The following is an 11,936-nucleotide window of genomic DNA, read 5'->3' on the forward strand; positions in this document are numbered from 1 at the left end:
ATAGTTGTTTTACCTGTACCAGGACCACCCGTTATAAGAGAAAACTTTTCAAAAAATGAGAGCTGTATAGCTTCTTTTTGAGCATCACCAAAAGTAATGTAGTTGTCTCGTTCAAACTTTTCAATAAAACTAGGAATATCTAATGCGATTGGATCAGCTTCTAATAGAAACTCCCGAGTATAATGGACACCTTCCACTTCAGAAACATACATCTCTGGCGGATAGATATATAATATATCTTCATAATACGTGCTATACAGTGCACCTTGTTCTAGAAGGCTTTCAATAAAATTAGCAATATCATCTACATCAGTTTGTAATAGCTCATCTAAGCGACCGATAAGTCGATCTACGGGTAAGCATGTATGACCTTGATTATCTAAACTGCGTAAAATCCATTCTAAACCAGCCTCTAAACGGCGTGTATCACTGCCAGTGACACCTAAATGTTCGGCCAAAGTATCGGCCGTACCAAAAAGCATATCTGGAGCTACACGTAACAAGATATAAGGATTATCCTCTATAACTGCAACTGACTGCACACCATAATAGGTATATACAATACGACTCCATTTCGATGAAATGTGATGACTTTCAAAAAAATGATTTAAATCGGATAAAATACCTTCACCAAGTAAGGTATTAAATAATTCATCCTTAACACTTTTCCGGAGACCTGGAACATCTTTAATCTCTTCTGGACGTTCTTCCCGTAAAATTTCTAAAATACGAATCCCAAAATACTCTAGTATCTTCTCTACGGATTTTTCACCAAAACCTTTTATGCCTAAATTTAACAAATAATTTTTGGCAGCACCCATATTATCAGGTTTTAACTTTTCGACACTGCTCGCATCAAATTGGCGACCGTACTTTTCATGTTCTACATAGCGGCCCCGTACTTCAATGTCTTCCCCTTCTTTAGGAGACTCAAATTTGCCAGTACAAGTAATGTATTCCTCATTATAATCTTTCAGGATAAACACGCAATATGTACGTTGTGTATTCTCATATATAGTTCGGTATACAAATCCTCGTATGGCGTCCATTATTTCTCCGTATTAGGCAAGGCTTCAATAATTTCTTGCACTGCATCGGTAATGCTGCCTTCGTTACCAATTTTGATATGTGCCACTGCTTCGTATAGAGGGTATCTTTCTTCATATACATTAAAAATATATTCGATACTTTCTTTTACAAGCGGACGAATCTCAAGATCCAAATCATCTAAAATATGATTTACATCGCGGTTTACGAATACAACAAGACCATTATTTCGCATCAATTTAACAGTTTTATCATAGGTAACAGTGCCGCCACCTGTAGCAATGACAGATGGTTTATTATGAATTAATTCTTTGATTGTACTATATTCATATTCACTGAAAGCATCTTTACCATCGTAAATATAGATATTTTGAACGGATTTACCTACTTTATCTTGAATCGTTTGGTCTAAGTCAAAAAAATCTCGCCCCAACTCTTTAGCTAGAACTTTACCAACAGTAGTCTTACCTGCACCAGGCATACCAATGAGAAAAATATGCTTATGCATGTGTTCTTTCAAGAATTCATTACTCATAGAAACGACAGTTTTTATATAATTTTCAATATAAGGTGCTAACACTTCATTTTTACAATTTTGAGTATGTAAAGCAACGATGCTATCATCTCGTTCTTCATCAATAAGCGGCAAATGATGTTCATCCTTATATTTACCAATTTCTTTAATCAATGTGAGTCGTTTTTCAAACTCCGTAACTAATACAGAATCAATACTATCTATTTGTTTACGAGCTTCCTTAATATCCATGAGAACCCCCTTTTTTATGCATTAGCTAAAATAGCTAGAGCCTGTTCTTCATCTACCTTCATTTGATCGATAAGATCTTGTAAGTTATTAAATTTAACTTCCCCTCTAATATAAGAAATGAATTGTACAATTACTTCTTTTCCATATATATCCTGGTCAAAGTTAAAAACGTGTACTTCACATCTATGGTACTGGTTTTTAAAGGTTGGATTATCTCCAATATTGCCTACCCCATCATACCAAATACCATCAATACATACACGATTAGCATAGACTCCATCTGGAGGTGTAGCCATTTCATTAGGAAGTAATAGATTCAATGTTGGAAATCCTAATGTGCGTCCCCGTTGATCACCTTTAATCACAGTTCCTTTAAACTGGAATGGCCTACCTAGCCAATGATTTGCATCCTCCAAACGTCCTTCATGAATAGCCTTTCTAATTTCTGTACTAGAAATAGGTGTACTACGATCATCACATGGCAATAAAGGCTGTACAAGAACTCGTATATTCTTATCCGCTACCACCTGTTTCATATATTCTGGATTGCCAAGCCCCTTTGCACCAAATGTAAAGTTTTCACCAATTACAATGGCGTCCACATTCATATCATTGCAGAGATCATGTAAGAATTCATCTGCAGTCATTTTTAATAATGCTTCAGTCATAGGTAACCGTAAAATATAGTCAACTTTGAGCTCTTCTAGCACAGTATCCATAATCGCTTCTTGAATCACCCGTTTAGGTACTCGTTCTGGATGTAATATAGTCAACGGATGATGCTCGAAGGTAATGATGATACTTACGCCATTGACTGATGTAGCTTCTTCAACAGCCTTACGTATAACTCGTTGATGCCCTCGATGAATGCCATCAAAGGTACCAAGGGCATATACTTTTGTATCTTTGATTTGACGTAGTTCATCAAACGAATGTATTTGCTTCATACTTATCCTTCAATAAAAATATTTTTTTCCACTTTTAATGTGTGGTTTGTTCGTTTCATAATACCAATAAAACCATTCGGTCCATAAGCTCTATATAAATTATCTAGCTCGGTGAAAGAAAATTCACTTTCAATAGGTAATTCCTTCCCTTGCACCATCATTTTTAATTGTACACTATTTACAGTCACTTGTGAAAGATGAGAAACCGCCGTATCCGTTGGTAATATAAGGCTTTCACCATGTAACATTAATTCTTCAGCTATCTTAGCAGAGCTGATCTCAAAAGGTCCTACTTTAGTACGCGCCAAAGAAGTCATCGTGCCAGGTATACCTAAAGCAATACAAATATCGCGTAATAATGAGCGAATATAAGTCCCCCCTGAGCAAGTCACGCGAACCGTGAAAAAAGGGAATCCATAGGCTATGAGCTCAATATTTTTAATATGAATTTGACGTAATGGCAGTTCTACAGGAATACCTTTACGAGCATATTCATAAGCTCGAATGCCATTTACTTTAATAGCTGAATACTTAGACGGTCTTTGGTCTTGAGCACCTGCAAATTTTTTCAGGGTACTAACCAGTTCTTCAAAGCTTGGTTTAACCATAGTTGCTGAGATCTCTGTAGATTGAATAGCTTGATTCAATACAACGCCATCACGCAATACCATATCATTATCTGGCAATACAGTTTGTCCTGAGCTATCTTCAGTATCTGTAAAAGTACCCAATTTACATTCTGCTACATAAGTTTTATCAAAACCCTCCGTGTATTCTATAAGGCGTGTTGCCTTTCCAAGAAATACAGGTAACACACCATAAGCCATAGGATCTAATGTACCACTATGTCCAATGCGCTTTTCTTTTAAAATACGACGACAAATAGCAACGGCGTCATGACTCGTAATACCAGGTGGTTTTAAAAAAGGTAAAACCCCATCCATTACTTAATCACCTCAATAAGAGCCTTTTTTGCATCTTGTAACGGCAAATTAATGGTGCAACCAGCAGCGCGAATATGACCGCCGCCACCAAAATGGCTTGCCACAGTATTCACATCAATACCTTTAGAGCGCAAACTTACGCGCGTTCTATCATCAGCTTCAGCTTTCAATAAAATTGCCACATCTACAGTATCAACATTTCTAATAATATCTACAAAACCATCTGTATCATTACTTAGAATATTCATGGCCTCACGATTTAGCTCGATAGTGGCCACTGTATTATTCTTATGGAATTCGATAGTTTGCATAACTTGTTTTGTTAATTCTAGGCGACTGGCAGATACGGCTTCAATAGTTTCAGAAATAACATTTGGTCTAGCCCCTGCAGCGACACATTTGGCAGCCATCTTAAGGGTATTCGCCGTAGTATTACTAAACTTAAAGAAACCGCAGTCCGTAGCTATCGCCATATATAACGCGGTACCCATAGACTCAGTGATAGGCCAATTCCATTTTGTACATAAGTCGGTGACAATTTCACCAGTAGCAGCAAAATCAGGCTTTAAATATAGATGATCTGCAAATTCTGTATTAGAAATATGGTGATCTATATTAAAAATAGGTGCACTCCAGAGTGCACCTACTTTGCCAATTCGCTCATACGTGCTAGCATCCAAAACCATTAGCATATCAATATCAACTGGATTAGTTTCAAAATACGCTACATCATAGATGTGGTCCGTATATCGTAAGAATGAGTATTTCTCAGGAACTACATCATCCACTACCATATATACAGTTTTACCTTGCCCAGCAAGGGCTTCGTAAAAGGCAACCATGGAACCGATAGCATCGCCATCAGGTCTAACATGGACGGTTAGCATAATAGAATTAGCTTCACACAGAGCCATATGTAATTGATTAATAGTAATCTTACTCATGTTCTGTATCCTTTGCTTTAATTTGTTTCTTCGTCCTTTTTGATTTCATTCAAAAGGGATTCTATATGCATGCTATAGTCTAAAGACGTATCCTTATCAAAAGTGATAGAAGGAACGTGGCGCAATTTAAGTACTTTGCCAAGCTCAGTACGAATATGTCCAGCTGCATGCTTTAATGCAATAAGAGTATCTTGTTTTTCCTTATCGGAACCAAACAAGGAAACATAAATCGTAGCTTCACGCAAATCACCTGTTACATGAACATCCGTAATTGTGGTAAAGCCGATGCGAGGATCTTTCAACCCGCGCATCAACATTTGACTTACCTCTTGTTTGATAAATTCTTGTAATTTTCTGACACGAACGTCACTCATATATACCTCCTAGAATTGAGGTGCAACTTCTTCCATTAAGTATGCTTCGATAACGTCGCCTTCCTTCACATCGCGGTAACCTTCCAAGGAAATACCACATTCAAAGGATGTTTTAACCTCTTTCACTTCGTCTTTGAAGCGGCGTAAGGAGTCAACCTTACCTTCAAACACAACGATGCCATCACGGATCAAGCGAACTTCAGAGTCATTAGTAATGCGACCTTCAGTTACATAAGAACCTGCTACAATAGCTTTAGGTGTAGAGATAACTTGACGAACTTCTGCACGACCGACGATAACCTCTTTGAATTGAGGAGCTAGCATACCACGCATCGCAGACTCAACGTCGTTGATAGCATCGTAGATTACGCGATATGTACGAAGGTCAACTTTTTCATTTTCAGCAGCACGGCGGACATTAGCATCAGGACGTACGTTGAAGCCCATTACGATTGCATTAGATGCAGAAGCCAACATGATATCGGATTCATTAATAGCACCTACAGCTGCATGAACAATAACGATACGTACTTCAGGGTTTTTAATGCCTTCTAAAGATTGACGCAATGCCTCTACAGAACCTTGAACATCAGCTTTGATAATGATGTTAAGGTCTTTTAACTCACCTTGTTGAATTTGGTTGAAAATATCATCCAATGTAACTTTGTGAGTAGATTGTAATTCTTGAACGCGTTGTTTAGCAATACGTTTTTCAGCGATTGCACGTGCCTCGTTGTCATCCATACCGTTAATAATTTCACCGGCTTGTGGAACTTCAGAGAAGCCCAAGATTTCTACTGGCATGGATGGACGAGCAACTTTTACTTTTTCACCGCGCTCATTTGTCATGGCACGAACTTTACCGTACGCAGTACCAGCAAGTACTGTATCTCCTACACGAAGAGAGCCTTTTTGTACCAATACTGTACATACGGCACCACGGCCTTTATCAAGTTGAGCCTCGATAACTACGCCATATGCCTTACGGTTAGGATTAGCTTTCAACTCCATAACCTCTGCTACGAGCAAGATATTTTCGAGCAAGTCGTCGATACCTTGTTTTTGTTTAGCAGATACTGGAACCATGATTACATCGCCACCCCATTCTTCTGGTAAAAGTCCATGTTCAGACAATTGTTGTTTTACATGGTCTGGGTTAGCACCTGGTTTATCCATTTTATTGATGGCTACGATAATAGGTACTTCTGCAGATTTAGCATGGTTGATAGCCTCGATAGTTTGTGGCATTACACCATCGTCGGCAGCTACTACGAGAACCGCGATATCTGTAGATTTCGCACCACGTAGACGCATAGCAGTAAACGCTTCATGGCCTGGTGTATCAAGGAATGTAATTTTATTGTCGTTGTAACGAACTTGGTATGCACCGATATGTTGAGTGATACCGCCAGCTTCACCAGCTGTTACGTTAGTTTGACGAATTACGTCCAACAAGGATGTTTTACCATGGTCAACGTGACCCATAATAGTTACTACAGGAGGACGCGGCTTTAATGTTTCTGGTGCATCTTCAATTTCGATAACATCTGTAGGATCTTCTTCTGGTTCTACTTCAGTTACAGTTACGCCAAACTCTTCAGCTACGATAGTAGCTGTGTCTACATCAACCTCTTGGTTAATGCTTGCCATAACACCTAAAAGCATCAATTTTTTGATGATTTCAGATACTTCGCGCCCCATTTTTTCAGCTAATTCTTTAACAGTTAAAGGACCGCTTAATTCAATTTCTGTAGCAATCGCAGCTTCAGCCTTACGTTCAGCTTCTGCTTTTTGTTGTAAGTACTGCTCGTTACGATGTTTTACGCGATTTTTTTTCTTTTGCATAGATGTAGATAACAAGGATTGAGGGCGGTTATTACCACCTTTTTTATTTTTCTTGTTACGGCGATCATTATTAGAATTGCGGTTATCGCTATTACGATTATCGTTGTTGCGATTATCATTATTACGCGCATCATTTGAACGACCGTTATTACGGTTATCATTATTGCGGTTGTTATTGTTAGGGCGATTGTTAGCGCGGTCACCACCATGTTGGTTTCCATCAGATTTACGTGTAGGCTCAGAGATTTGTACGTGACGTACATTGCCTTTTTTATGGTCCTTTTGTTTAGATTGATCGTCTTGTTTTTGACCAGCTTGTTTGTGTTTATCTTTTTTCTGTTCGTTAGAACGATTTGAATGCTGTTGTTTATGTGATGCAGCTTCTTGTTTATGAGCTGCAGTTGGAGCAGATTTTGATTCTACCTTTTTTTCTGTTTTTTGTGCTACTTTAGGAGCTTCAGATTTTTTACCTAATTGTTTTTTTACAATTTCATAACCTGAATCATCTACAGAATTAACTGCTTTAGTAACATTAATATTATGTTGTTGCAAGATAGAAATGACCTGCTTACTTTCTACGCCGAACTCTTTGGCGATTTCATGAACGCGCTTTTTGGACATCTACATACCCCCTTATTATCGATCAATCTCTTTAAGTAATGCCTTTGCAAATCCATCATCTAATACGGCGACTACTACCCGAACTTCCTTACCAATGGCCGTTCCTAAAGCCTCTTTATCGGCAATACTGTGAAGTGGAATGTGATGGGTTTCTGCTAATTGAGTATATTTCTTTTCATTATTGGCTGCACAGTCACCAGCGAGAAGTACCAATTTCGGTTCCCTTCGCTTTATAGCTTTTTCTACGATAAAATCACCAGAAATAACTTTTCCTGCTCGTTGCGCTAAGCCTAAGAGATTTAAAATTTTATCTTCATTCATGTATATCAGTGATTACTCATTCTCTTGTAAATCACGTTGTAACGCTTCATATATCTCTTTAGATACGCTATGCTTTAAGGACCGTTCTAATCGTTTTGCCTTATAGGCCTGCTCAAAACATGACATGGACTCACATAAATATGCTCCACGTCCTGGTGCTTTGCCGCTGCGATCAATAGTGATATTGCCGTCTGGACTCAAGGCTACGCGAATCAATTCTCGTTTTGCCTTAGGGTCACCACATCCTACACAAGTACGCATAGGTTGGGATTTTGGTTTCATGACTATTCACCATCCTCAGCATTGCCGAAACCTGTGAAAGGTTCTTCAGCAGCTTGAGTTTCACTTTTAATATCGATTTTCCAGTTAGTCAACTTAGCCGCCAAACGAGCGTTTTGGCCAGCTTTACCAATAGCTAAAGATAATTGGTAATCAGGCACTACTACATAAGAAGCTTTTTCTTCTTCGCTTACATCTACAGATACAACCTTTGCAGGACTCAGGGAGTTAGCAATATAAATTGCTGGATCTTCATCCCATTTAACAATGTCAATTTTTTCATCGTGTAATTCATCAACGATATGTTGTACACGTTGTCCTTTAGGACCTACGCAAGCACCTACAGGGTCAACATTTTCATCTCGACTATATACGGCGATTTTAGAACGCATCCCCGGCTCACGAGCTACAGACTTAAGCTCTACTACGCCTTCAAAGATTTCTGGAACCTCTAGCTCAAATAGACGTTTCAATAAACCTGGATGTGTGCGAGAAATCATAATTTGAGGGCCTTTCGTAGTTTTCTTAACCTCTACGATATAGCATTTAATACGATCTCCTTCACGGTATGTTTCAGTAACAATTTGCTCAGTTGAAGGCAAAATCGCTTCTGTTTTACCAAGATCGATAAATACATTTTTACCTTCAACGCGAGTAATAACGCCAGTGATGATATCTCCTTCACGACTGTAATACTCTTCGTATACTACACTGCGCTCAGCCTCTTTTAAACGTTGAATAAGCATTTGTTTAGCAGTATGGGCAGCACTACGGCCAAAGTTGGCAGGAGTTACATCTACTTCTACTACGTCACCAATCTCAAAACGTTTATCTTTTTTGCGAGCGTCCAACAAGCTGATTTCTGTTTCAGGTAATTCAACAGTTTCTACAACTTGTTTTTTAGCCATTACTTTATAAACGCCTGTTTCGCGGTCAATCACAACGTACGCATCTGGGTTAGATGTTGGTTCTTTGCGATATGCTTGCAACAATGCAGCCTCTAAGGATTCAAAAATAACCTCAGGAGCAAAACCTTTTTGCTTTGTAAGCACCATTACCGCTTGAATTAATTCTTGACTCACTCGTATGCCTCCATATATTAAAAATCAAGATGTAATCGAATTTGTGCAATGGTAGAACGTTCAAATGTTATGCTTTCACCATTGATAGTAAAGTCGATAGTTGAGTCTGTAAAACCTTGTAATGCACCAGTAAATTGTTTACTGCCATTAATCGGCTTAAACAGCTGAATATCTACGTCACGGCCATTATAGCGAACTAAGTCCTTATCTTTTTTAAGAACTCGATCAAGACCAGGAGAAGATACCTCCAATAAATAGTTTTCCGTAATTGGATCCTTTTCGTCGAGGACAGCACTTAATTTTTCGCTCACCAACTGACAGTCATCCAAATCTACACCACCTGGTTTATCGAGGTAGACACGTAAATACCAATCGCGTTCACGCACATAGTCTACATCGACGAGTTCCATATCGGTGCCGGCTATAATACCTTCAACTACAGAGGATACAAACTCCTCCACTGCTTCTCTTTTCATAGCCATCGCCTCCTTACTTACTACATCTTGTATATATCTCTTGATTCTAAATTACTCTAAAATTGAGCTAATCATAAATGAAAGAGTGGACATAAGCCCACTCTTTTAAAAGATTTATATAAAAGTCATATATAGTATATCACATTTACTATGTATATACAAATTCTACGCTTTCTAATGGGCATTAAAAAAAACAATCCCACATAAGTCATTCTATAAAAACAAAAAATGACAAAAAATAGCATAGTTAAATCTATCCAAACTTTAATCAACGCGCTCATTCAAGCCTTTCAGTATAGCACCTAAATGCTCACGCAATAGCACTGCTAAATCATCTAGATTTTTTGCATCTAAATGATGGTCAATTTCTGGATAGCTTTTATAACGAAGTTCCGCAAAGTACTCATCACGCAATTCATTATAATACAATAGTAAGCCTGTACACTCATCCATCTTGCGGTATTCGCCAATGATAAAAGACCCATTAATCATGCGAATCGCATGGGCTGGATCAATATCGCGTACAAAACCTTCTAACTCTTCAGGCATAACTTGTGAGAAGTCCCATTCAGGAATTCCTCGGCGACGATAAGTAAAGGTAAAGTTATTAAAAGGTTCTATTAACATATTGGTTAACCCTTTTACACATCGTTCTTGTAACCCTGTCCAAAAGGACTCTAAATTAGTGCTCACAAAGGAAATGTCCACAAAGGAAAATAGTGGCATTTCTATATGTACTGTATAGTCCTCTACCTCTTTATCATATAAGGCTGACCAACGCCATCCCAAATCGTTTTGATAGTGGAAAATAGGTACCTTCAATACGTCTTCACCAGCACTAATACGATTAGCTAACTTTGTATAGTCACTTTCAGTAGAGGTAACTAGTGTAAAGCCTTCAATAGATTGAGGCAACCAGGAATAGTCTAAGGCTTTACAAGCTTCAATAATCGTTTCCATATAATGCCTCATATTTTTCTTGATACTGTAAGACTGCTTTTACATAGCTACGAGTCTCAGGAAACGGAATCGTATCAACCATTCCATTCCAGTTATTTTCGTGAATCCACGATTCCACATGACCACGACCAGCATTATAAGCAGCTAATGCTAGTACTTGATCCCCATTAAACTCCTTCAGCAAATGACCTAGGTACCAAGTACCTAGCTCAATATTTATAGTAGGTTCTTTTAATTGACGATCTGTATAATTGCCATGCCCAACTTGTTGTGCCACCCAACGAGCTGTATCTGGCATGAGTTGCATCAATCCAAGCGCACCGGTTTCAGACTCCGCTGTGTTTTTATACTTGCTTTCAGCTAAGATAACACTAGCCACCAAAGATGGCGGCACCTGTTCTTTCTCAGCTGCAGCTATAACTTCCTCTTTATAGTTAAAGGGATACGCGATTTGACGCGCCAAAGGATCATCTAGGTATGTAAAATAAAACCACCCAAGTACGACACAGGATAGTGCCGTTGCCGTTGCACGTTTCATATATCCCCCTTTCTACATATAAACTAAAAATAGTCATCAAAATCTAACATATAACAAATGCTAAACTAATATTATGCTAAGTTTTATGGGCTTATTATACCATTTATTACTATTATTTATATACTAAATTTGACACATAAAATGGCAATTATCGATTTTCTTATAGAGCCGATTCGATACGCTCATTCCAGATGGTATCTAATTGTTCCTTTAAATCCAAAGGTGTACCATTATTATCAATGATTACATCCGCATAAGGACGTTTGTCATCAAGACGCATTTGACTCTTAATACGAGCCAATGCATCCTCTTTGATAAATCCATTGCGGTTCATTAAGCGCTCAATTTGAGTCGACTCATTCACATATACAAGCCACACCTCGTCCATCATGGTATACCATTCTCCTTCGATGAGTAAGGGAATATCATATAGTAAAACTGGTGTATGTAGTGCCTCATAATGAGCAGTGAGCTCCATAATTCGATTTTGAATATGCTCTTTTAAACAATCATTCAATTGTTGGCGTTTTTTTTCATTATGAAATATAATAGCCCCTAATGCTTCTCGGTTTAATGTCCCATCATCGTGCAATACATCGGCTCCAAAAACAGCTACAATTGCTTCTAGCCCTTTGGTACCAGGCTCTACAACTTCACGAGCCACAATATCAGCATCGATATACGGTATACCTTTATCCTTAAAATATGTAAGAACTGTACTCTTGCCAGATGCAATGCCACCAGTTAAGCCAATTTTAAACATATATACCTTCTATTTTTTATAAATATATA

Annotated in this window: 14 protein-coding genes; all 14 read right to left on the reverse strand. The window is 38.2% G+C overall.

What is annotated here, in order from left to right:
• A partial coding sequence (locus Q0507_RS08650) for a helix-hairpin-helix domain-containing protein (protein ID WP_298715102.1) occupies positions 1-1,049 on the reverse strand: 1,049 nt, incomplete at its 3' end.
• Complete coding sequence (locus Q0507_RS08655) at positions 1,049-1,813, reverse strand: shikimate kinase (protein ID WP_298715104.1); 765 nt, start codon at positions 1,811-1,813, stop codon at positions 1,049-1,051. The genes Q0507_RS08655 and Q0507_RS08650, both read right to left, overlap by 1 nt.
• Before the next feature lie 14 nt (positions 1,814-1,827).
• Positions 1,828-2,760, reverse strand: coding sequence for a bifunctional riboflavin kinase/FAD synthetase (locus tag Q0507_RS08660; RefSeq protein WP_298715105.1), 933 nt, complete (start codon positions 2,758-2,760; stop codon positions 1,828-1,830).
• Positions 2,761-2,762: 2 nt separating this feature from the next.
• Positions 2,763-3,704 (reverse strand): tRNA pseudouridine(55) synthase TruB, encoded by a 942-nt coding sequence (locus tag Q0507_RS08665; protein ID WP_298715107.1) that lies wholly within the window; start codon positions 3,702-3,704, stop codon positions 2,763-2,765.
• Entirely contained in the window at positions 3,704-4,648 is a 945-nt protein-coding gene (locus tag Q0507_RS08670) for a bifunctional oligoribonuclease/PAP phosphatase NrnA (RefSeq protein ID WP_298715109.1), read from the reverse strand. Before Q0507_RS08670 ends, Q0507_RS08665 begins: the two co-directional genes overlap by 1 nt.
• 17 nt (positions 4,649-4,665) lie before the next feature.
• Positions 4,666-5,022 (reverse strand): 30S ribosome-binding factor RbfA, encoded by a 357-nt coding sequence (rbfA, locus tag Q0507_RS08675; protein WP_298715112.1) that lies wholly within the window; start codon positions 5,020-5,022, stop codon positions 4,666-4,668.
• Positions 5,023-5,031: 9 nt separating this feature from the next.
• Positions 5,032-7,488 (reverse strand): translation initiation factor IF-2, encoded by a 2,457-nt coding sequence (infB, locus tag Q0507_RS08680; protein ID WP_298715114.1) that lies wholly within the window; start codon positions 7,486-7,488, stop codon positions 5,032-5,034.
• Between the two features lie 15 nt (positions 7,489-7,503).
• On the reverse strand, positions 7,504-7,809 hold the full coding sequence (locus Q0507_RS08685) for a ribosomal L7Ae/L30e/S12e/Gadd45 family protein (RefSeq protein ID WP_298715116.1): 306 nt from the start codon (positions 7,807-7,809) through the stop codon (positions 7,504-7,506).
• A 12-nt stretch (positions 7,810-7,821) separates the two neighbouring features.
• Positions 7,822-8,091: an RNase P modulator RnpM gene (locus Q0507_RS08690; RefSeq protein WP_298715118.1), complete on the reverse strand. Its 270-nt coding sequence runs from the start codon at positions 8,089-8,091 to the stop codon at positions 7,822-7,824.
• A 2-nt stretch (positions 8,092-8,093) separates the two neighbouring features.
• Positions 8,094-9,170 (reverse strand): transcription termination factor NusA, encoded by a 1,077-nt coding sequence (gene nusA / locus Q0507_RS08695; protein ID WP_298715120.1) that lies wholly within the window; start codon positions 9,168-9,170, stop codon positions 8,094-8,096.
• A gap of 17 nt (positions 9,171-9,187) precedes the next feature.
• Positions 9,188-9,646: a ribosome maturation factor RimP gene (gene rimP, locus Q0507_RS08700; protein WP_298715122.1), complete on the reverse strand. Its 459-nt coding sequence runs from the start codon at positions 9,644-9,646 to the stop codon at positions 9,188-9,190.
• A 264-nt stretch (positions 9,647-9,910) separates the two neighbouring features.
• Entirely contained in the window at positions 9,911-10,606 is a 696-nt protein-coding gene (locus tag Q0507_RS08705; protein ID WP_298715124.1) for a hypothetical protein, read from the reverse strand.
• Positions 10,590-11,144 (reverse strand): lytic transglycosylase domain-containing protein, encoded by a 555-nt coding sequence (locus Q0507_RS08710; protein ID WP_298715126.1) that lies wholly within the window; start codon positions 11,142-11,144, stop codon positions 10,590-10,592. The genes Q0507_RS08705 and Q0507_RS08710 overlap by 17 nt, the downstream gene beginning before the upstream one ends.
• Positions 11,145-11,304: 160 nt before the next feature.
• On the reverse strand, positions 11,305-11,907 hold the full coding sequence (gene coaE / locus Q0507_RS08715; protein ID WP_298715128.1) for a dephospho-CoA kinase: 603 nt from the start codon (positions 11,905-11,907) through the stop codon (positions 11,305-11,307).
• Positions 11,908-11,936: the final 29 nt, after the last annotated feature.

Source organism: uncultured Veillonella sp. (genome assembly GCF_938010505.1).
GTDB lineage: Bacteria > Bacillota > Negativicutes > Veillonellales > Veillonellaceae > Veillonella.